Origin of the sequence: Thermococcus sp. JdF3 (assembly GCF_012027495.1) — an archaeon.
Classification (GTDB): Archaea; Methanobacteriota_B; Thermococci; order Thermococcales; family Thermococcaceae; genus Thermococcus.
In genome coordinates, this window is sequence record NZ_SNUK01000001.1 from 17,926 (window position 1) to 37,806 (window position 19,881).

21 protein-coding genes are annotated in these 19,881 nt (G+C 56.2%); 15 read left to right on the forward strand and 6 right to left on the reverse strand.

The window, feature by feature from the left end; translation table 11 throughout:
• The first annotated feature begins 45 nt into the window (after positions 1 to 45).
• A complete protein-coding gene (gene alaS, locus E3E42_RS00100; RefSeq protein WP_167902102.1) occupies positions 46 to 2,787 on the forward strand; it encodes an alanine--tRNA ligase in 2,742 nt (913 codons plus the stop codon).
• 35 nt (positions 2,788 to 2,822) lie between these two features.
• The gene (locus E3E42_RS00105; RefSeq protein WP_167902103.1) at positions 2,823 to 3,191 is read left to right on the forward strand and encodes a hypothetical protein; all 369 of its coding nucleotides are present in this window, start codon (positions 2,823 to 2,825) and stop codon (positions 3,189 to 3,191) included.
• On the opposite strand, the gene E3E42_RS00110 is transcribed toward E3E42_RS00105, so the two are convergent.
• A complete protein-coding gene (locus E3E42_RS00110; RefSeq protein WP_167902104.1) occupies positions 3,163 to 3,627 on the reverse strand; it encodes a hypothetical protein in 465 nt (154 codons plus the stop codon). The two genes, E3E42_RS00105 and E3E42_RS00110, sit on opposite strands and share 29 nt — an antisense overlap.
• An 86-nt stretch (positions 3,628 to 3,713) precedes the next feature.
• Complete coding sequence (locus E3E42_RS00115) at positions 3,714 to 4,466, reverse strand: Nif3-like dinuclear metal center hexameric protein (protein ID WP_167902107.1); 753 nt, start codon at positions 4,464 to 4,466, stop codon at positions 3,714 to 3,716.
• Positions 4,467 to 4,710: 244 nt separating this feature from the next.
• On the opposite strand from E3E42_RS00115, the gene E3E42_RS00120 reads away from it, so the two are divergent.
• On the forward strand, positions 4,711 to 5,355 hold the full coding sequence (locus E3E42_RS00120) for a hypothetical protein (protein WP_167902108.1): 645 nt from the start codon (positions 4,711 to 4,713) through the stop codon (positions 5,353 to 5,355).
• 50 nt (positions 5,356 to 5,405) lie between these two features.
• Positions 5,406 to 7,181, forward strand: a complete 1,776-nt coding sequence (locus tag E3E42_RS00125) for a tRNA uridine(34) 5-carboxymethylaminomethyl modification radical SAM/GNAT enzyme Elp3 (RefSeq protein WP_167902109.1) — start codon at positions 5,406 to 5,408, stop codon at positions 7,179 to 7,181.
• A 15-nt stretch (positions 7,182 to 7,196) separates the two neighbouring features.
• Here the strand turns inward: E3E42_RS00125 and E3E42_RS00130 are convergent, their stop codons facing one another.
• Genes E3E42_RS00130 through E3E42_RS00140 form a run of 3 tightly spaced genes read right to left on the reverse strand, consistent with a single transcriptional unit; the run spans position 7,197 to position 11,052 of the window.
• The gene (locus E3E42_RS00130; protein WP_167902111.1) at positions 7,197 to 9,134 is read right to left on the reverse strand and encodes an NEW3 domain-containing protein; all 1,938 of its coding nucleotides are present in this window, start codon (positions 9,132 to 9,134) and stop codon (positions 7,197 to 7,199) included.
• Complete coding sequence (locus tag E3E42_RS00135) at positions 9,134 to 10,132, reverse strand: ABC transporter permease (RefSeq protein ID WP_167902112.1); 999 nt, start codon at positions 10,130 to 10,132, stop codon at positions 9,134 to 9,136. The genes E3E42_RS00130 and E3E42_RS00135 overlap by 1 nt, the downstream gene beginning before the upstream one ends.
• Complete coding sequence (locus E3E42_RS00140) at positions 10,129 to 11,052, reverse strand: ABC transporter ATP-binding protein (protein ID WP_167902475.1); 924 nt, start codon at positions 11,050 to 11,052, stop codon at positions 10,129 to 10,131. Before E3E42_RS00140 ends, E3E42_RS00135 begins: the two co-directional genes overlap by 4 nt.
• A gap of 205 nt (positions 11,053 to 11,257) precedes the next feature.
• On the opposite strand from E3E42_RS00140, the gene E3E42_RS00145 reads away from it, so the two are divergent.
• Both E3E42_RS00145 and E3E42_RS00150 read left to right on the forward strand, forming a co-directional pair.
• A complete protein-coding gene (locus tag E3E42_RS00145; protein WP_206205920.1) occupies positions 11,258 to 11,833 on the forward strand; it encodes a hypothetical protein in 576 nt (191 codons plus the stop codon).
• Positions 11,834 to 11,844: 11 nt separating this feature from the next.
• Positions 11,845 to 12,372: a hypothetical protein gene (locus E3E42_RS00150; RefSeq protein ID WP_167902113.1), complete on the forward strand. Its 528-nt coding sequence runs from the start codon at positions 11,845 to 11,847 to the stop codon at positions 12,370 to 12,372.
• Between the two features lie 67 nt (positions 12,373 to 12,439).
• On the opposite strand, the gene E3E42_RS00155 is transcribed toward E3E42_RS00150, so the two are convergent.
• Positions 12,440 to 13,072: an HdeD family acid-resistance protein gene (locus E3E42_RS00155; protein ID WP_167902114.1), complete on the reverse strand. Its 633-nt coding sequence runs from the start codon at positions 13,070 to 13,072 to the stop codon at positions 12,440 to 12,442.
• 123 nt (positions 13,073 to 13,195) lie between these two features.
• On the opposite strand from E3E42_RS00155, the gene E3E42_RS00160 reads away from it, so the two are divergent.
• The 9 genes from E3E42_RS00160 to E3E42_RS00200 all read left to right on the forward strand — a co-directional run bounded on the left by E3E42_RS00160 (position 13,196) and on the right by E3E42_RS00200 (position 19,847).
• The gene (locus E3E42_RS00160) at positions 13,196 to 13,711 is read left to right on the forward strand and encodes a YkgJ family cysteine cluster protein (RefSeq protein ID WP_167902115.1); all 516 of its coding nucleotides are present in this window, start codon (positions 13,196 to 13,198) and stop codon (positions 13,709 to 13,711) included.
• A gap of 73 nt (positions 13,712 to 13,784) precedes the next feature.
• Positions 13,785 to 14,345 (forward strand): hypothetical protein, encoded by a 561-nt coding sequence (locus E3E42_RS00165; protein WP_167902116.1) that lies wholly within the window; start codon positions 13,785 to 13,787, stop codon positions 14,343 to 14,345.
• Positions 14,346 to 14,375: 30 nt separating this feature from the next.
• Positions 14,376 to 14,906: a PUA domain-containing protein gene (locus E3E42_RS00170; protein ID WP_167902117.1), complete on the forward strand. Its 531-nt coding sequence runs from the start codon at positions 14,376 to 14,378 to the stop codon at positions 14,904 to 14,906.
• Positions 14,907 to 15,040: 134 nt separating this feature from the next.
• Positions 15,041 to 15,388, forward strand: a complete 348-nt coding sequence (locus E3E42_RS00175) for a hypothetical protein (RefSeq protein ID WP_167902118.1) — start codon at positions 15,041 to 15,043, stop codon at positions 15,386 to 15,388.
• A 15-nt stretch (positions 15,389 to 15,403) separates the two neighbouring features.
• The gene (locus E3E42_RS00180; protein ID WP_167902119.1) at positions 15,404 to 16,432 is read left to right on the forward strand and encodes a hypothetical protein; all 1,029 of its coding nucleotides are present in this window, start codon (positions 15,404 to 15,406) and stop codon (positions 16,430 to 16,432) included.
• Complete coding sequence (locus tag E3E42_RS00185) at positions 16,429 to 17,199, forward strand: ABC transporter permease (protein ID WP_167902120.1); 771 nt, start codon at positions 16,429 to 16,431, stop codon at positions 17,197 to 17,199. The genes E3E42_RS00180 and E3E42_RS00185 overlap by 4 nt, the downstream gene beginning before the upstream one ends.
• Complete coding sequence (locus E3E42_RS00190; protein ID WP_167902121.1) at positions 17,196 to 17,615, forward strand: hypothetical protein; 420 nt, start codon at positions 17,196 to 17,198, stop codon at positions 17,613 to 17,615. Before E3E42_RS00185 ends, E3E42_RS00190 begins: the two co-directional genes overlap by 4 nt.
• Positions 17,612 to 18,268: an ABC transporter ATP-binding protein gene (locus tag E3E42_RS00195; protein WP_206205921.1), complete on the forward strand. Its 657-nt coding sequence runs from the start codon at positions 17,612 to 17,614 to the stop codon at positions 18,266 to 18,268. Before E3E42_RS00190 ends, E3E42_RS00195 begins: the two co-directional genes overlap by 4 nt.
• Positions 18,225 to 19,847, forward strand: coding sequence for a PEGA domain-containing protein (locus tag E3E42_RS00200; RefSeq protein WP_167902123.1), 1,623 nt, complete (start codon positions 18,225 to 18,227; stop codon positions 19,845 to 19,847). The genes E3E42_RS00195 and E3E42_RS00200 overlap by 44 nt, the downstream gene beginning before the upstream one ends.
• Positions 19,848 to 19,881 lie beyond the last annotated feature (34 nt).

Genomic DNA, 19,881 nt, shown 5'->3' on the forward strand with positions numbered 1-19,881 from the left:
AATAGCCCAACTTCCTTTTCTACTTCAGTTTAAGAGGTGAGGCTAATGAGCATGGACATGACCACGAGGATGTTTAAGGAAGAGGGGTGGATAAGAAAGCGGTGCCCCAAGTGCGGAAAGTTCTTCTGGACGCTCGACCCGGACAGGAAGACCTGCGGTGACCCGCCGTGTGACGAGTACTCCTTCATCGGAAAGCCTGGAATCCCGAAGAAGTACAGCCTGGAGGAAATGAGGGAGGCGTTCCTGAGCTTCTTTGAGAGAAAGGGCCACGGGAGGGTAAAGCGCTTCCCGGTTCTCCCCCGCTGGCGTGATGACGTTCTCCTCGTCGGGGCTTCGATCATGGACTTCCAGCCATGGGTCATAAGCGGTGAAGCGGACCCGCCGGCCAACCCTCTCACGATAAGCCAGCCGTCGATTCGCTTCACCGACATAGACAACGTCGGAATCACGGGCAGGCACTTCACGATATTCGAGATGATGGCGCACCACGCCTTCAACTACCCTGGCAGGCCGGTTTACTGGATGGACGAGACCGTTGAGCTTGCCTTTGAGTTCTTCACCCGGGAGCTTGGGATGAAGCCAGAAGACATAACCTTCAAGGAGAACCCCTGGGCCGGCGGAGGAAACGCGGGCCCGGCCTTCGAGGTGCTCTACCGCGGTCTTGAGGTTGCTACCCTGGTTTTCATGCAGTATAAGAAGGCGCCAAAGGACGCCGACCCGGCTCAGGTTGTGGAGATCAAGGGCGACTACTACGTCCCGATGGAGACGAGGGTCGTTGACACCGGATATGGCCTTGAGAGGCTCGTCTGGATGAGCCACGGGACGCCTACCGCCTACGACGCCGTCCTCGGCTACGTGGTGGAGCCGCTCAAGAAGATGGCAGGGGTTGAAAAGATAGACGAGAGAATTCTGATGGAGAACTCCCGCCTGGCGGGTATGTTCGACATCGAGGACATGGGCGACCTGAGGTACCTCCGCGAGCAGGTGGCCAAACGCGTCGGAATCAGCGTTGAGGAGCTTACAAAGGCTGTGAGGCCCTACGAGCTGATATACGCGGTGGCCGACCACACCAAGGCTTTAACCTTCATGCTCGCCGACGGCGTTATCCCGTCCAACGTCAAGGCGGGCTACCTCGCGAGGCTCCTGATAAGGAAGAGCATAAGGCACCTCCGTGAGCTCGGCCTCGAGGTCCCGCTGGCGGAGATAGTGGCCATGCACATCAGGGAGCTCTCGCCGACCTATCCCGAGTTCAAGGAGATGGAGGACGTCATTCTCGACATCGTCAACGTCGAGGAGAGGCGCTACCAGGAGACCCTCAGGCGCGGAAGCGACCTCGTGAAGCGAGAGGTGGCCAAGCTCAAGAAGGCCGGCAGGGATGAGATTCCGCTCGAAAGGCTCCTCCTGTTCTACGAGAGCCACGGACTGACGCCGGAGATCGTCGCGGAGGTGGCGCAGAAGGAGGGAATCAGGGTCGAGATCCCCGACAACTTCTACACGCTGGTCGCTAAGGAAGCGGAGAGGGCAGAGAAGAAGGCCGCCGCTGAATACGCCGTTGACTTCGAACTGGTCAAGGATCTCCCTGACACGAGGACGCTCTACTACGAGGATCCGTTCATGAGGGAGTTCGATGCCGAGGTTCTCAAGGTCATAGACGACTGGGTGGTGCTCAACCAGACCGCCTTCTATCCGGAGGGCGGCGGCCAGCCGTGCGACCTCGGTGAGCTCGAAGTTGAGGGGGAGAAGGTCGAGGTCAGGGACGTTCAGAAGATAGGCAAGGTCATCCTCCACAGGGTCGAGAGGCCGGAGCTCTTCAGGCCCGGTGCGAAGGTTCACGGAAGGATTGACTGGGACAGGAGAATCCAGCACATGCGCCACCACACCGGAACCCACGTCCTCATGGGTGCCCTCGTAAGGGTTCTCGGAAAGCACGTCTGGCAGGCCGGTTCACAGCTCCACACTGACTGGGCCAGGCTGGACATAAGCCACTACAAGCGCATAAGTGAGGATGAGCTCAGGGAGATTGAGAGGCTCGCCAACAGGGCCGTCATGGAGAACAGGAAGGTGACCTGGGAGTGGCTTCCGAGGACCGAGGCCGAGATGAAGTACGGCTTCCGCCTCTACCAGGGCGGTGTCGTTCCGGGAAGGACTATTAGGGTCCTTAAGATTGAGGACTGGGACGTCCAGGCCTGCGGTGGAACGCACCTGCCCAACACCGGCCTAATCGGTCCGATCAAGATTCTGAGAACCGAGCGTATACAGGACGGTGTTGAGAGGATAATCTTCGCCGCCGGAGAGGCCGCGGTTGACTGGATGCAGGAGACCGAGAGGCTTCTCAAGAGAACCGCCGAGACCTTCCGCGTCCCGCCCGAGAAGGTGCCGGAGACGGCCGAGCGCTTCTTCAGCGAGTGGAAGGAGGCAAGAAAGGAGGTCGAGAAGCTCAGGAAGGAGCTGGCCAAGCTCCTCGTCTACGAGCTCGAGGGGAAGGTCGAGAAGGTTGGGGAGGTTGAGTTCATCGGAGCCGTCGTTGAGGGCGCGATGGACGACCTCCGCGAGGCGGCCAACAAGCTCAGGAAGGAGAAGCGCGTCGTCGTCCTCATCAGCAGGGAGGGCCACTTCGTCGTTGCCGTTGGCGACGGCCTGGACGTAAAGGCCGGGGAGCTGGCCAGGGCAGTAACCTCAGTCGCCGGCGGTGGCGGTGGCGGAAGGAAGGAGCTCGCCCAGGGCAGGGTGAAGAACCCGCTGAAGGCGGAGGAGGCGATAGAGGAGGTTAAGAGAAGTCTCGGCTGAGCCCCCGTTCTTTCTTCCCTTCTTTTATCAGGGGAGTGATTTGCATCAAGGTCAAAACCCTCACCCGACAGGTCGTTGCTCTCTGCGGGGAACTGGGCCTTAGAGCCGTTCCGGAATACCGAACGCCCGACGGCACGAGGATAGACATAGCGATTCTTGATGGTGAGCGAAAGCTCCTCGCGATAGAGCTTGAGGCCTCCTTCAAGTGGTTCCCACAGAGGGTGCTCTACGATGTGGTCAAGGCCCACCGAGCGGGTTTCCCGGAGCTCTGGGTTGTCACACCCTTCCGAGGCAACCCTGGGTGGGTTCGGGGGTACGCTGAGGAGCTCGGGCTGACCCTCAGGATAATGGGAGAAGAGGAGGCAATTTCAAGGCTCAAGACTTGCTCTCCTTGCGGTACTTGATGTATATGACGTCCTCCGCATGCCACATGGGTATCTTGTCGCCGGTTATCAGTATTTCAGCCTGGCCCTTCTGGTAAACTATCTCCCTGGTAAGCTCCGGTGGGAGCTGGAACTGTACGTAAACTTCACCGGGGAGGCTGTCCTTCTCGACCTGGATTCTGAATTCGTCGCTGCCCCTGTAGCTCATATCTCCGTAGCGCACTAGGTATGAGGTTCCCTTGGGAAACGCTATCTTCAGCTCAAAGGAGTCCACGTGAGGCTCTATTCTCATGGTGAACAATCCGACGCCGTCCTTCGTTACGAATGTGACGCTTTGATTGTCAGTGTAAAATACCTCTTTGTACTCTATACTGGCGGGTGGTATCTGGGCAGTGTGGAACGCGTAGGCCACCAGGGCTACAGTGATGACCGCCATGATTACCAGTGCCTTGTTCACGAGTATCCCCCTCCATAAGACTCTTCCGGAAGGTTATTAACACTTTTGTGTAGGTGTTTACGAGGGCAAAATGAAACGTGTCGGTTTCAAAGCCCAGTCGGCTCGTCTATGAAGATAACCTCCACGTCAAACTTTTCTCTGAGGACCCGCATCAGAGCCTTGACTCCGAGAGTCTCGGTCTTGTAGTGGCCGGCGACGAGGACGCTCTGGGGCAGATCGATGGCCGTTAGATAATCCGCGTGGGTGAATTCGCCCGTTACGAGCAGGTCGATTCCCTTTCTGTGCGCCTCCTCAAGTGCGAAGGCCCCGGCGCCGCTCACGGCACCGACAGTTTTTATCTCCCTCTCCCCGAACTCGTAGGTTCTGACGGTCGTGCCGAGCTTCTCGGCGATTATCTGCGCCACCTTCTCGATCGACTGCAGCTCGTCGAACTCCCCATAGAAACCCACGCTCAGCCCCCTGTACTCGCCGAAGGGGCCCCTGGGCTCAATGCCGAGGAGGCGGAGCAGTTCGACGTTGTTGCCGACCCCGGGGTGGGCGTCGAGGGGCAGGTGGGCGGCGTAGAGGTTTATCCCGCTCTCCATGAGGGCCTTCAGGCGTCTGTAGTGTATCCCGGTGATGTATCCGAGGCCGCCCCATATCATGCCGTGGTGGACCACCATCATGTCGGCTCCGGCCTTTGCGGCCCTCTCGATTGTTCTTAGAGTGGTATCAACTGCAAAGGCGACCCTTTCGACCTCCGCCTTCCCCTCCACCTGGAGGCCGTTGCTCGACTTGTCGGGGTAAGCCTGAACGTTGAGGTATTCGTCAAGGAACGCCACCAGCTCGTCGCGGTTCATTCTTTTCCCCCCAGCATGTTTTTTATCGCGTTCTCATCCAGGGCTATAACGTTTCCGAATGTTTCATCTTCCCCCTGTGGGTTTATAATCTCTAATGTGTAGGACCTTTTCTTGTGCGTTTTCCTTTTGTTTTGAAGAAACTGTTAACCCGAGTTCCTTTCGATGAAGTTCATCCTGCCTCTGTTTTTAATAACTTCTTGAAATACTCCGGAAGTTATATAAATCCTTGATCCTTCGTGTCACCGTGTGGGAAGGAAGCTTTATAGTCGATTTATGGGATAGGATTTTTAGAGTACTCTCCAAGATATCTTGGTTCTACTTGGTTAAACGTTTTTATTTTGGAGGAAAAGTTACCCATGATTTCGTTGATAAATGGGTGCTCTCTAATACAATACTGTCTCTTCTGGGTGTTTTTGTCATTTATCTCGCACCTCTGCGCTGGATTGTTTATGTTCTCCTCGTCTACGGCTCAGTTCGTATCTTTGAGGTTATCGTATACCAAGTCAATGTTCTTCTCTTTGATCCATATAGGGCCTACAAGAGAGGTCGTGAGTACTCAATAAAGTCTCCTGTTCGAACGGTCGTACTTCTTCTTCACAACCTCCTTGAGATAATAGCGTGGTACGCTGTTATTTACATGGGTATTGTTGTCCTGAGCAATGGAACTTTAACTCATGGCCCAGGATTTTACTTTATGGGTAGTGCACTTTGCATGACAACGTTTGATCCCGCCATTAGTTCTGAAATATCCTCTGGAACTACCGTATCCCTTGTTAGAACCATCGCCTTCTTTGAAGTTGAAACAGGAGTAATCATGACGGTTATTTCCCTTGCACGATTCTTGGGCCTTCTTCCGGATGTCTCACCAAAATCAAAATTCAAAGGATAACGGCAAACCCTTTTAAAACCGAGCCTCAACTCCAGCCGAGAGGTGTTGAGATGGGTGAGGGTGAGTTTAGGAAGGCCGTTGAAGAACTCGCGAGACTGGTTATGTCAGGTGAGATAAAGAGTAAGGAGGAGCTCAACCGCTGGAAGATCAAGGTCTCGCGTAAGTATCATCTCTCAAAGATTCCCGGTAACTCGGACATCCTCAGGGCCATCCCGGAGGACAGGCGCGAGGAGTTCAGGGATCTGCTCAAGCGAAAGCCGACGAGGACGATAAGCGGCGTTGCGGTAGTGGCCATGATGACCAAGCCCTTCCCGTGCCCACACGGGCGCTGCATCTACTGTCCGGGCGGTCCGAGCGTTGGCTCTCCCCAGAGCTACACCGGAAGGGAGCCCTCTGCCCTGAGGGCCGTTCAGAGCGCCTACCATCCGTACATCATCATGATGCGTCGCCTAAAGCAGCTCACCGACATAGGCCACGACGTGGACAAGGTCGAGGTCATAATCCAGGGCGGAACATTCCCGGCCGTTGATCTGGACTATCAGGAGTGGTTCGTCAAGTGCGCCTTCAAAGCGATGAACGACTTCCCGCACTTCAGGGAGGTAGAAAACCTTGAGGAGAAGCTCGTCAGGCTGATAGTCCACAGTGATGAGTCCGTCTTGGAGGAGGATCCGAAGTTCAAGGAGGCCTGGGAGAAAACCCACGCAAAGCCCTACTACTACCTCGAAGACGAGCAGAGGAGGAACGAGAGGGCTAAGGTCAGAATGGTCGGGCTTACGATAGAAACGCGCCCCGACTGGGCCTTTGAGAGGCACATAGACAGGATGCTGAAACTCGGAACGACGAGGGTTGAGCTCGGCGTTCAGACGGTATTCAACTTCATCCACGAGAGGACCAGAAGGGGACACGGCGTCGAGGAGATAGTCAGGGCCACCCAGCTTTTGCGCGACGCGGGCCTTAAAATCAACTACCACATAATGCCGGGCCTGCCGGGAAGCAACTTCGAGAGGGACCTCTACACCTTCCGCGCCATCTTCGAGGATCCCCGCTTCCGCCCGGACATGCTGAAGGTGTATCCCACCCTGGTTACGGCAGATGCGCCGCTCTACCGCTGGTGGAAGGAGGGTAAATACCGCCCCTACCGCACGGAGGAGGCGGTGGAACTTCTCGTCGAGGCCTACAGGTTCTTCCCGAAGTGGGTTCGCGTGATGAGAATCCAGCGCGATATACCGGTTCAGCTCATCGTTGATGGGGTCAGGCACTCCAATCTGGGCCAGCTCGTCTTCAACGAACTCGTAAAGCGCGGGGTAAGGCCGAGGGAGATCAGGTTTAGAGAAGTCGGCCACATGATGGAGAAGTTCGGGGTTCAGCCCGAGGTCGAGCACATAAAGCTCCTCCGCGAGGACTACGATGCCGCCGGGGGAAGGGAGATATTCCTGAGCTTCGAGGACACAAAGAACGACGTTCTTATCGGCTTCATCCGCCTCAGGATTCCGAGTGAAAAGGCCCACAGGAAGGAGATAAACTGCTGTCCCTCCTCGATAGTCAGGGAGCTCCACGTTTATGGCCCTCTCGTCCCGATTGGGGGCAAGCCCAGGTACGAGTGGCAGCACAGGGGCTACGGAAGGGAACTGCTGGCGGAGGCCGAGAGGATAGCGAGAGAGGAGTTCGACGTGAAGAAGATGCTCGTTATAAGCGGCGTCGGTGTTAGGAACTACTACAGGAAGTTCGGCTACCGGAAGAACGGGCCCTACGTCGCCAAGAGGCTCGATAGGGGCTATGCGGACTTTGAGACGGGAGGCCACTTCGATGGACACCTGAACACATAGAAATGGAAAGAGGGATCAGCGCCTTCCGTATCTCCTCAGCAGGAGCCCCAGCACCAGGAGCGCTCCGAGGATTATGGCCAGCCCCAGGTACGTCTGACCGCTTCCCTTGCTCACGGTAACCCTGATGCTCGCTTCCTTAGTTTTCTGGTCGCTGATGGCGTTGACGGTGATGAGATAGTCCCCGGCATCCACGTTCTCGGGAACCGCCACCTCAATTGTGAACTCTACCTCGTCATCCCTCCCCAGGGAAGGCACTTTCCGCGGCTCCACCTTTACGTTCCATCCCTTGGGAGCCTTGACCTCCAGCCTGACATTGGTCAGCGGACTGGTGCCCGTGTTATATGCCCTGACCGTGGTTTTCGCCTCGTCTCCAGCGTCCACCTTCAAACTGTACCTTTCTAGAGTCACCGTCAGTCCGTAGCTGCCGGTCAGTTTTGCCGTGAGGTTTATCTCCCGCTCTTCCCCGCTCCCAGTTGAGACCACACGGAGGGTTGAACGGTACGTTCCGAGCTCCGCCGTGTCGGGGGGTATCAGGAGCACGTAAAACTGCTTTTCTTCCCCGGACCTGACGTATGCGCTGGTTATCCCCGTGCGTGAGGCCGGATCTTCCACCACCATTCCGCCCCAGTTCTGGGGCACACTTAGGCTCAGTGAGTACGTATCGTCCTCTGTTCCAAGATTCTTTAGAACCACGGTGTAGGTGAAGCTTCTCCCGAGCACCTGACTCTTCGACGGCTCAGGAACACTGATGTCCATGTAGTAAGGCAGTCTGCGCATGCTCACATAGAGCTCCTTTCTCCTGCCGGCCTTTATCTCAACGTTTTTCTCGACCTTGCGGTAGGATTCCTTTGAGATCCTCACTGTGTAGTGTCCCTCTGGAGCTTCGATTGAGGCGGTCCCATCGGAAAGTGTCTTTGCTTCCGTCACAGTCTTCCCGTCCCGAAGGAGCTCCACCTTGGCACCGGCCACGTAGGTTCCTGAGCCTTCATCCGTGACCTTGACTGAGAGGGTGCCGTTTTCACCGGCGTGGGTTTTGTTCACGTAGACTCCAAGCGTCTCCTCTGCATTCCCGGCCTTCACTTTAATTTCATACTCGCCGACGGATGCGTCGCTGGGCACGCTGACGACTACCTCTACCAGGGCCTCTCCTGAAACCTTAACTGCCCTCACAGGCTGTCCATCGGCCATGAATTTCGCATTCCAGCTCTCGGGGACTTCTGCGCTTAGCGGCAGTATGACGGGCGTTGAAGAACTTATGTGGAGCTGGAAGGACACCTTTTCACCGGCTTCAACTTCCTTTGCCGGATAGTTGCAGTAAATATCCACTCCACTCGCCTCAACGGTAACGATGAGCCTCAACTCGCTCTCCCCAGCGTGAAGGGTTACCGGGAATTTACCGGTTCTCCGGGAGGTTTTGACAGCAACGGTCACCTGGGTGCTCTCTCCCTGTTGGAGGTAAACTCCATTGATTTCCGAATCTCCTGCTGTTATCTTGGTATCCCATCCTGCAGGGGCATCTATGGAGAGGGGAATAAAGGCGTCCTTTCCCCTGTTCTTTATGGTTATGGTGAAGGTAACCTGTCCCCCGGGTTTGGTTATCTTGCTGGGGAACTGGGTTTCCAGTGCTATGTTGTCGGGGGGACTTTCTACGCGGATATCGTCGCCGGAGAGTATGATATGAACCGCACCCTCCCCTGGCTTAAGGCTGCCCGCCGTCATGTTCAGGCCTTCCGTAACCTTCACAGTGTCCCCGAATGAGAGAACATACGTGGTTCCGTTTATCCTGAAGGCGGCTTTCCCATCGCTTGAAAAGTCCGCGAACTCTATGGGGATCCCGTTGACCGTTACGCTCTGCCCCACGTGAAGGGTTAGGCTGATGGTTTCAGCGGACGCCGCGGGGACGGCCAGAAGGAGGAAAAAAAGGACCGCCGTGAGGGCCTTCTTCATCTCCATCACCTTATTTCCGCCCGTACGAATCCAAGATACGCCGCGACAAAGCCTATTATCAGATACGCCAGCAGGAAGACGATTTCCCTCTTGGCGAAGGACAGGCTCTCGGCCAGACTGTACGTTGGCTGTTCGGGGCCCTCAATTCCCGGGGAATACATCGCGTCCTCCCAGGACTGTGCGTGGGGATTGAGCACGTACACCGATATCTGCTGGAAGTCCGCCCTTGGGGACAGGCTGTTGACAGTTTCAACGATGTTAAAGTATTTCTTGCTCCACTCCTGTATCAGTTCGTCGTACTCCTCCCACAGCTTTTCCTGTGCCTGCAGTTCCTCCAGGGTCACGTTCTCGGAATAGTCCATGAACGCTTCCTGTGGGGGCTGGGGCTTTGGTCCCGCCATATGATTCGCCACGATCGGCGCCAGGGATTCAAACACCACCGTGACGGCCAGGAAGAGAACCAGGGCGTACATCAGGGCGCTGCCGCTGGACTTGGAGTGTGCCGAAAACGCAACGGCTATCCCGAAGAACACCAGCAGGTACAGGTAGGCGAAAAAGAAGTACACCGCCAGTCTGGTGATTGAAGTGCCGTCCACTGTGACCCCCATCCACATCAGCGTTCCTAGAACGACGAGGAACGTTATTACCACCGCCACCGCCAGTGTCATGGCGCCCCCGAGGAGTTTTCCTAGTATCACCTGATCCCTGTAGACCGGATGGCCCATGAGGACCTTGAGAGTCCTGTTCTCCTTCTCACGGGTTATCGCGTCAAAACCGAGTGCGAGGGCGAATATTCCCCCGATGAGTCCCAGGTAATATGTGACCCCCCACATGACGTCGTAGACCTTTGGACTTTCCCCTTCCATGCCCTGCCACGTCATCATGCCTGTCTTTACCTGTGCCAGTGCGAGCAGGGTTATGAGAAGCAAAAATCCAAACAGAACCAGAAAACGCCTGCTGGTCATATAGTCACGGAACTCCTTGCTCGCTATTGCCCCTATCATTCTTCCTCCCTCCCGTAAACCAGCTCGAGGAAGACCTCCTCCAGCGTTGGTTCATGCAGGTGAACATCGATGACGGTGTAGCCCATGCCCGTTAGTTCCTCTACCAGCTCCTCTCTGATGTCCCTGGATGCGTAGACGGTCAGTCTGTTGCTTCCCGCTTTGCGCCACTCTATCACTTCTGTGTTCAGGTCATTAAGAACGAGCGGCTGCTTTGTTTCCACCGTTATAAAGACCCTTCCCTCAATGAATTTCCGCTTTATCTCCTCCTGGCTGCCGCTTATGAGGAGTTTTCCCCCGGATATTATCCCTATCTCATCGCTTACCTCCTCGACCTCCGAGAGGATGTGGGATGAGAAGAATACCGTCTTTCCATCTTTCTTCAATCTGCGTATCAGTTCCCTCATTTCCACAGCGCCCCTGGGGTCAAGACCGTTGGTCGGTTCATCGAGGAAGAGAACCTCCGGGTCGTTTAGAAGAGCCTGGGCCAGCAGAAGGCGCTGCTTCATACCGGTGGAGAATCCCCCCACCTTTCTGTCCGCGGCGTCTTCGAGTCCCACAAGCTCGAGCAGTTCCCTTGCCCTTCTCCTGGCATCTTCTTTGGGAATCCTGTAGAATTTGGATATGTACATGAGGTTATCGAAGGCCGTCAGATTGGGGTAGAGTCCGCCCTCCGCGGGCATGAACCCGCTTATCCTTTTGACCTCCACCGGTTTTTCCTGAACGTCTATTCCTGCCACGTAGGCCCTGCCCTCCGTTGGCTGAATGAGGCCCAGGAGGAGAAGTATCGTCGTTGTTTTTCCCGCCCCATTTGGTCCCAGAAATCCGTAGACAGTCCCTTTTTTCACGGTTAGGTTCAGGCGATCCACGGCGGCAATGCCGTCATAAACTTTCGTGAGGTTTTCAGTTTCGATTATGTTCATCTTAATCACCCAACATAGTGGAAAGTTCACTTTAATATAAGCGTTTTGGTTTGGATGGGTGAAGGTAAACAATACTTATTTCGTGCGTTGTTTTTGTGATGCGTTGATTTGCTTTAGTGTTTCTCCTCAGCGCTGGGATAAAACCTTTTCAGTTCAGTAAACCTTTTAAGCACCGCTGAACAAGTATGGACCGGGGTGTGTTTGAATGGAGAAGGGTGGTAAACCCCGGATATCATATGAGACAACCTTCAGGATGAAGGTTCTCATCCTGACCCTCATCTTTGGAATCGCTATATTCATGATAGTCTATTACCCCATCATCTCCCACCAGGTCGACCCGTTTAAAGTGGAGTCCCCCAGGGGTCAGGTACTGCTTGCCCGGAACCTCTCCATTGCGGGAGTTACCTATACGAACGCAGTTCCGTTCACTGCCGAGAACAACGCCCTCGTCCTTGGGGGAAGCGATGAGCTGGACGATACCCTCACGATTACCGTGTCCACACCGCAGTGGTGCGTTGACCTGTGGGCGTGGGGAGGCTCGGCCAAGGGCTGGGTGAGGAAGTACGATTGTGCGGAGGAGCTTCAGCTGAGCAAGTACGCCTTCAATAGGGTTCCAACCCATGAGGCTAAGGAGATAGCCACATGGAACCTGGAGCCGGGCTATATCATCGTCTTCCACAAAAGCGGTCCGGTTCAGAAATATGAGTTCGTCAACTTCACCGTGACTTACGGGGGAGAGACAGATTGGGGAGCCTTCAAAGTGTCTGTTAAAAGCTCGTGAGGTGGTTTTTTATGAAACTCTCCTACGAAACCTCTTTTCGTCTTAAGGTTCTTCTCATAGCATCGCTATTCGGGCTGGTGATATTCTACATCGTGTACTATCCGATAATATCTTACAACCCGGTGCCGTACGGGGTTGCCTCGCCCAAGGGGCAGCTGCTGGTTATGGAGAACATGACGTTCGGCGATATGAGCTGGAAGAACGCCGTCGATCTTTACAACAACCTGGTTCTGAAGGGTGACGAGGACTACGGGGACTACGTGACTCTTGAGCTCAAGACCCCCGGCTGGTGCATGGACGTGGTCGTGTGGAGCGGGACTGCATATACGAGGAAGGCGGAATGCGTTAGGAAGGTCACGATATCCAAGTACACCTTCCGCATACCCCCCGGCTCCTACTGGTACCTCGACGGCTCCTATCACCTGATACTCTACAAGCCTGAAGGCGCTCCAGAGAACTACGAGCTGGTGAACTTCACCGTCACCTACGGCCCGAAGTCCGATTGGGGGGCCTTTAAGGCGACCTATCCAAAGGACTGATGGTCAAAAGAAGGGAACAGGAAAAGGAAGCGGTTTTGTTCTTTATCGTTTCTTTCGCTTTCCTGGCTCATGCCTGAGCCTCTGGCTTGTTCTTCATCGACCTCGCCCCGAGGGACAGTGCTATGAAGCTCGCACCGGCGACTATAAGCTCGATAGCCACGAAGATTCCTATGACCCACGGGCTCCATTCGGGCCAGTTGGCGAGTATCATGACTCCTATGAAGAAGTCGATGACGCCCGAGAACACCACTATGCCCCCGCCTTCGGTCTTGAAGCCCATGAGAACCTTAACGATACCGAAGATGAAGTACGCGCCGCCCAGTATGAACGTCAGGATCTGGGCCGAGAGGAGGGGCTCCTCCAGCATTGCCGCTCCGGCCAGGATGTAAAGGGCCGCCAGTAGAAGCTGGAGCATCCGCGTTCCTCCGCTCTCACCGCGGGTGAAGATGGCAACGGCTATGAGGATGACGCCACCGATTATCAGGAAAACCCCAAAGACCGCGATGCTGGCAAGGGTGACGAACGGGAGTATGCCGAGACCGACGATACCGAGAACGAGCAGAACGATTCCCAGGACCAGATACCACTGCCAGTGCGCCATCAGGCTGGCCACCTGCTTCCTGGCCATCTCTTCCCTGTACTCATCCGGGGTCATAGGCTTATTCTCCTCATCCCCGGCGGGTTCTTTAATCTCATCCATGGGTATTACCTCCAAACTCCTTTTTGCAAATGTAGTGTACATTTCAAACTCATAAAAACCTTTCGTCGAATAGTTTTCGGGAACATCCGGTGCATTTTTAACTGCTTTTTTGAATGGGATTATATGAGGTTCAAACCCAAACCCTTCAGGGAACCGGTACCCTTCAGGTGTCTCTACTGCCTCGACTGCTGCAGGGGGAGGCACGTCTATCTAACTCTAAATGATATAGAGAGAATAGCGAGGGCGGGTCACGACCCCCAGGACTTCGTGACATTCTCCGTTGAGGGGGACAAAATACGCTTCGTCCTCGCGGTGAGGGAGTGGGACCTGGGCTGCTTCTTCCACGACCCGGAGACCGGAAAGTGCCGTGTTCACGATGCGAACCCGATAATCTGCCGCATCTATCCGTTCATGGTCTCCCGCAGGCCCCTCGGTGTTGATGGAGAGATGCCCTTTGAGTACATGGGTCAGAGGCTGTGGCTCTACTACGACGAGAGCTGCCCGGGAATAAACGCGGAGGAGCCGGAAATAACTATAACGCCGGAGGAGATAGCTGAGCTGGGTCTTAGGTTCGAGGAAGAATTCCTGGGAACGGACATGGCGGGGTTCGCCGAGCTGCTCGATAAACTCGAAAGCTGACTCCTTTCCGCCCTGATGGGCGGGGCTTTCGGGGGAGGAAAAGTAAATATACATGTCTGGACGAACGTCTATTATGGCCGACTGGAAGTCCCACCTGCTGCCCGCTCTCTTTCTCCTTCATGGGGGGATTAACCTGATGTTCTACGGCTTTCCAGCGGTTATGTTCTCGGCGGTCATTCCTGCGAGCCTATACGGAAAGCTGGCCTGGGCTCTGCCCTTCCTTATACTCGGCTACTTTGCCCTCGGGATACTGGCTCTCTACCACCTCTTGATCCATAACGTCCGTAGGGGAAAGCTCCTTGGACTTTTGTATTTCGGCGCCGGGGCGCTGGGTTCGGCCGTGGTTCTCTCGGAGTCCCTTCACGAGATGCCCCTGCTTCCTGCCATTTTTGCTCTCTGGCTGGCGCTGTCCCTCCTCGGAATGCTCCTTCTTTTCCGTGGAATCGGGGTTTCGTGGAAGCTTTCGCTCGTGGCGATGACCCTCCTTGGCATATCTGCACTCGTCAGCGCCTCTACCGCACAGTGGGTCGTTGAGGACTACTACGCTCACGTCCACATAGGGGAAATTCCCGAGAACGCCACCGTTATTGTAGCCTACCCCGAAAACGTCAGTCCCCCGAACGGGACGGGCTAAGCTTTTAAGCTCGGTATCGAGGCTGGAATCATGGAGAGGGAACTCAGATACAGACGCGCCTCCTCGTGGGAGTACGATTTAATCCTCCGCGAGGCCGAGAAGTACGGCGAGCTCAGGCACCACTTCTTTGCCGTGGTTGAGGGGAAGTTCCGCGACGTCTACGCGGTAAACGAAACCCTCTGGGGGGAGCTTGAGAGACTTGAACTCAGGCCCTACGCCTACGGAACCTTCATCGGCACGATAAAGGTGGACAGAAACCTGGTCGAAAAGTTCTACCCCAACGTCGAGTTCTTCTACTTCGTTGACGTTCTGAAGAACTACGCCGTTCTAACACCCAGGGCCGGCTTTCTCTTCACGACAGGTAAGGATGTTCCCAGGAGCGGCGTAAGGAGGTACGACTGGCAGGGTACGAAGAAGCTGGTGATTTACGATGATAACGGCGTTGTTCTGGGCATTGGCAGGATAAACCCGGAGAGCAGGGGGAAGTTCCTGCTGAACGTGACCGACATAGGGGAGTTTCTGAGGAGAAAAAGATGGTCCCGCGTTTTTCATAAATTATAACTTCTTTGACGAATAAATATTTTTGTTTGCTGGAGAACTTTATATACTTTTGGCTATCTACAATACAATGAACACCTTGGATGGGGGTGGCACATACGAAAAAGCTCGTAAAACTAAGCTTGCTCCCCTGTCTCGTGAGTTTGGTTTCCATAGCCAGTGTGTCCGCGTGGACCTCAAAGACCGTCATCCCGTCGTCTGGATGCCGGAGAATGTACGACCACGATGCGGATACCCCTCAGTGGAGCCAAGATGAGTGGGTCTGGGCCAGCGTCTCTGGATGGCTGAACATCTGCGACGGAAGAATAACCGTCGATACTTCAACCGTGAAACATGTTGCGGACTGGTCCGGTGTCAAGGTGGACAGGTCCGGGGTACAGAGATACAGGGGAGCCAGGGTTTCTTTCACAAAGATACCCTACGAGAGGTATAACGGCGAGAGGGGAGTGGCTTTTGCATTGATTCCCCACTTCTACAAGCACTGACCTGGGTGACGTCGGGTGCGGACTAAAATAATGCTAACCTTGTATGTTTTGATTTTTTATCTGGGGGCCACTACAGTATCGGCCACAGCCCCAGCCTGGCTCACACCCGGGACTTACGCGACCTACGCGGTCGTCGTTCCGAAGGACGCGAGGTTCGGGATAAACAGCGTCATGGTCAAGCTTGACATGCTCAACGAGTGCTCCTTTGAGGCGCTCTATCCCTACCTCGTCAAGGCGGAGGGGCGGAACGTCTCGCGGGACGAGAACTACGTTACCGCCCTCTGGCCAACCGGAACCTCTTACCTCACCTTCAGGGTTCTCTCCGTGGACAACGACACGGCCAAAATCCTCGTCAGGCTTGAGCTCCACGACGTGGCGATTGAAAGGCCCGACCTCGCGAACGCGAGCGTGCTCGTGCTTTCCGAGGTTCTCACCCTCGACCTGAGAACCGGCATGTACGTTCGCAACGGCACGCCCGCCGGCAGGCCGAGTTTTTTCATCAACCCCTCCAATCCGCCGGACCCCGGCGCCGTCCTCCTGAACGTCACTGTTCCGGAAGGGGGAACCTGGCTGATGACGGTCAAAAACCTTAGCTACTCCCGCTACCGGGGCTTTGAAGTCCTGACACACCTGCGCACCTTCCATCCACCCTTCATCTACCTCGAATCCGACGTGGTGCAGTTCAACCTCCACGGCCCGGACTACAGCTTCTCCGGAGGCACGGCCTTTTCGGCCCTCTACGACCCCTCAACCGGTTTGATGATAGCGTCCGACATGTCCTCAACCCCTCCCGAACTCGTTCTCATGGGCGTGGTTGGCTCCACGATGGAGGACGTGAACGCCTCGCGGGCCCTCCGCAAACTCCTCGCCGAGAACTCCAACAGGCGCTGGCTCCAGGGCTGGAACCTCTACGCGACCAACGTGGAGTTTCAGGATGAACATCCCTTCGAGAGGCCCGGCAGTCCCCTCGTGTACTACTTTGCCCTCTCCGTCCTCATAGCCATCGCGGTCGGCATCAGGGACTTTTGGAGGTGGGTTCGATGAAAATCCTCCGCTGGGAGCTCGAAGACCCGCTCAACCTGGCGGTTTTCGCCTTCGGCTTCCTCCTCATTGGAACTTCCCTCTTCCTCAGGGGAATTCGGGTCTCAAATCACTTCATGGTATCCCCGCCGAGCGAGGACCTCATCAGGACTTTCTCCTGGAGAGCCATGGGCATCAGCGTTCCCCTCCTGTCCGATGAAGTTTACACCGCTTTTATGCTAACTGCAGTTCTCCTCTCCTCGCTCGTCCTGCGGAACGACAGGGACACGCGCTTTGCCCTCTCGCTCTACTCCCTCCCCGTAGAGAGAAAGAGGCTGGTTCTCTCCAAGGTTCTGGCGGTTTTCATAGTGCTCTTCACGGCCTCCTTCCTCCCGTTCATTCTGACGGTCACCTACATCTTCGGCGACACCGGGAACTTCCTTCTCACGGCCTTCCTCTCAAAGGGCCTGCTCCCCCTCTACCTGCTCTACTGGGCTTTGGCCGTTCTCTACGCGGTCGCGGTTTCCTCCCTTGTGGCGTTGATCTCTCCCAACACCTTCGTCTCAATAATGGCCGGGCTCGCCCTTCTTTACGTCCCGTACTCCCTGGGAGCATCTTCCCTGCCTCCGGCGGTTCTCAACACGGCGATATTCCACGCCTACACTTCAGGCGTTTCCCCTTCCGGCTGGCTCTCCGAGCTGGTCTCGTCCGCTTTCCTCTCCTGCGTTCTCCTCCCCGTTTTCCTCATCGCCCTGGCTCTCTACCTCGCGGAAAGGAGGGATGTCAGGTGAGGTTCATCAGGCTCATCCTCTTCCTCGTCGCGGCCTTCACGCTGGTGACGCTCGCCGTTCAGCACGTTGAGCTCTCAAAGCCCTACTCGGACTTCGCAGTGGAGGCATCGTGTGCTGTCGTCCCTTCCGCAAGGGTTCTTGTCCTCAACATGAACGGTCAGGGCAACTACTCGGTGGCTTTCTACGACCCGGTCGAGGGCAGGGTCATCTACTCCTCCTCCCTCCCTGGCCCGGGGAGGGCGGTCGTGGAGTTCAACCATTCCGGCCCCTACTGCGTTCTCGTTTCCTCGGAGGCACCGGCTTCCGTGGCAATCTCCGGCCGGGAGGGCTACCCGTCTTCGAGGGCCCTATCAATTGAGTACCTCGTGGGCGGCACCTCGGCGCTCCTCTTCGCCCTCCTGGGGGTGAGGAGATGATAATCCGTGCAAAGCACCTCACGAAGCGCTTCGGCCACGTAATCGCGCTCGACTCGGTGAGCGTTGGAATCGGCGAGGGCGTCACCCTGATCCTCGGGCCCAACGGTGGGGGCAAGAGCACGTTCCTGAACCTCTGCGCCGGAACTTACAGGCCGACGGCCGGGACGGTCAGGGTGTTCGGTGGCGACCCGTGGGCCGATGAGAAGGTTAGGGCAAGGTTCGGCGTCTCCTTCGACCCGCCGGCCCTTCCGAGACATAGAACGGGCCGCGAGTGGCTTGAGTTCCTGGCCGAAATCCGCGGGGGTTCAATCTCCGATATCGTTGAGGCTTTCTCCCTTGGGGGCTTTCTCGAGAGGAGGATTTCAACTTACTCGGCCGGCATGGCGAAGCGCCTGAGCATAGCCTCGGCCTTCGTTGGGGAGCCGGAGCTCGTTCTGCTGGATGAGCCGCTCGCGAACCTTGACTTTGACGCGATACCCGAAATTGCCGGCCTGCTGAGGCGTTTTGCCTCCGAGGGCGTCTCGATGGTTGCCGTTTCCCACATATGGAAGCCCTTCGTCGAGTTCGCCGACAGGGCAGTCGTTATAGCTGGAGGGGAGGTGAAGCTCGATGGTGATGTTGAGGAGGTTGTTTCTGCTCTCAGTCTTATTTAGCATGCTGTTCGTGCCTTTCGCGTCCCCAACGCCGGTTCTCTTTGAATTTGGTGGTCAAGTAAAGGTTGGGGATTTAAACGCGACTGCTCCGACCGTGCTGAACCTGAGCGCCGGCAGGTGGCCGGTTGAGCTGTCCGTCGGGAACGTCACCTTCATCTTTAACCTGAGCGTTGGCGATGCGCCCCTCGTGGTGGAGGTGAACGGGTCCCTTCTGAACGAATCCCTGGGCGGCTTCTCGACCGCGACCGTTTTCTTGGGGGGAAGAAAAGTCCCCACGCCGGAGTCCGAGGAAACACCATGTATACCTGCCCCCAACTGGACCGCTGGGGAAGGTGTGGACTCAGCGATGGGGCCATCAAAGCCCGTCCCGATGGAAACGGTTCTCTTCGCATCGTGCCGCGTGAGGGACTACCTCCTCCTTCCCAGCGGCCTTCCGGTGGTTGCCGAGTACGCAGGAGTTAAAAAATACTGCCTCGTCAAAATTTCGGCAAGTGAAGGCGGCTGGAGCTCCTACGGCGGCTGCTCCCGCCGGCCCATTGGGAGCGCGGTGGTTCCTCTCCCCGTGAGAATCCTCTCGAGACCGGCCAACGCCACCGTTTACGTCAACGACTTTCACCTTTTCGGGGAGTGGTTTACCCCGATGAGGCTCTACCTTCCATTTACCTCCGAGCTGAGCTCGTACAACGTCTCGCTCGGCGCCAACGGCTACCCCTTTGTCTCCGGCGTCGTGGTTTCCGCCGGGGGGAACATCACCCTTCACGCTGACCTCTCAGCGCTGTCGCGGGCGGTTTCGGTTCATCCGGAGGCCGGAACCCTCAAAGTCTCGACGAGGCCCTCCAACGCAAGTCTGGCGATTTTTGCGGGAAATCGGAAGGTTTTCTCCGGCAGGAGTCCGCTCAGGCTGGCCCTTCCTGCGGGTACCTATACCGTCAGCGCTTCCCTCGCCGGCTACGGAGGCGTCGTGAAGAACGTGACGGTTCCGGCCAACGGAAGCGTCTCGCTGAACCTGACCCTTAGCCCCCTGCCGGCTGAGCTCAACGTTGCCACGGTTCCTCCGGGAGCGGAGGTGAGGGTCGGGAACAGAACGTGCACCTCTCCCTGCTCCCTGAACCTGACTGCCGGTGTTTACAACGTTTCGGCCTCCCTTCGGGGCTACCTTCCAAATTCCACTCTTGTTCTACTGTCCCCGGGGGATTTACGGAACATTTCACTGCGGCTCGTACGGAGGCCTATCCTCAGAATCCTAACGTCGCCAGCAGGTGCCACCGTCACGGTTGGCGAAAAGAGGTGTGTCACACCCTGCAACATCTCCCTGATACCGGGTAACTACAGTGTGACCGTGGAGAAAGAAGGTTACGAGAAAGTCTTTCTCATGGTTTCCCTTCACGTTGGTGACGTGACCATGGTTAATGTTTCCCTGAGGGAAAGGCTTCCCCTCACGTCGTCATCCGAAACGGCCTCTCATGAAACCACCGGGACGGTGCCACGGTCTGTGGGGGGAGATTGGGAACCAGTGCTGGCAGTTCTTGCATTGCTAATTGTTGCGGCTCTGTTTATTAAAATACGGAGGGGAGGCTAATCCTGAGTCGGAACAGTTCCCTAATTCCCCGTAA

Excerpts from the sequence above, each read along its gene's own strand:
- alaS (WP_167902102.1), top strand. The coding sequence starts at position 46 with ATGAGCATGGACATGACCACGAGGATGTTTAAGGAAGAGGGGTGGATA.
- E3E42_RS00115 (WP_167902107.1), bottom strand. The coding sequence starts at position 4,466 with ATGAACCGCGACGAGCTGGTGGCGTTCCTTGACGAATACCTCAACGTT.
- E3E42_RS00125 (WP_167902109.1), top strand. The coding sequence starts at position 5,406 with ATGGGTGAGGGTGAGTTTAGGAAGGCCGTTGAAGAACTCGCGAGACTG.
- E3E42_RS00130 (WP_167902111.1), bottom strand. The coding sequence starts at position 9,134 with ATGGAGATGAAGAAGGCCCTCACGGCGGTCCTTTTTTTCCTCCTTCTG.
- E3E42_RS00135 (WP_167902112.1), bottom strand. The coding sequence starts at position 10,132 with ATGATAGGGGCAATAGCGAGCAAGGAGTTCCGTGACTATATGACCAGC.
- E3E42_RS00140 (WP_167902475.1), bottom strand. The coding sequence starts at position 11,052 with ATGAACATAATCGAAACTGAAAACCTCACGAAAGTTTATGACGGCATT.
- E3E42_RS00145 (WP_206205920.1), top strand. The coding sequence starts at position 11,258 with ATGGAGAAGGGTGGTAAACCCCGGATATCATATGAGACAACCTTCAGG.
- E3E42_RS00150 (WP_167902113.1), top strand. The coding sequence starts at position 11,845 with ATGAAACTCTCCTACGAAACCTCTTTTCGTCTTAAGGTTCTTCTCATA.
- E3E42_RS00155 (WP_167902114.1), bottom strand. The coding sequence starts at position 13,072 with ATGGATGAGATTAAAGAACCCGCCGGGGATGAGGAGAATAAGCCTATG.
- E3E42_RS00160 (WP_167902115.1), top strand. The coding sequence starts at position 13,196 with ATGAGGTTCAAACCCAAACCCTTCAGGGAACCGGTACCCTTCAGGTGT.
- E3E42_RS00165 (WP_167902116.1), top strand. The coding sequence starts at position 13,785 with ATGGCCGACTGGAAGTCCCACCTGCTGCCCGCTCTCTTTCTCCTTCAT.
- E3E42_RS00170 (WP_167902117.1), top strand. The coding sequence starts at position 14,376 with ATGGAGAGGGAACTCAGATACAGACGCGCCTCCTCGTGGGAGTACGAT.
- E3E42_RS00185 (WP_167902120.1), top strand. The coding sequence starts at position 16,429 with ATGAAAATCCTCCGCTGGGAGCTCGAAGACCCGCTCAACCTGGCGGTT.
- E3E42_RS00195 (WP_206205921.1), top strand. The coding sequence starts at position 17,612 with ATGATAATCCGTGCAAAGCACCTCACGAAGCGCTTCGGCCACGTAATC.
- E3E42_RS00200 (WP_167902123.1), top strand. The coding sequence starts at position 18,225 with ATGGTGATGTTGAGGAGGTTGTTTCTGCTCTCAGTCTTATTTAGCATG.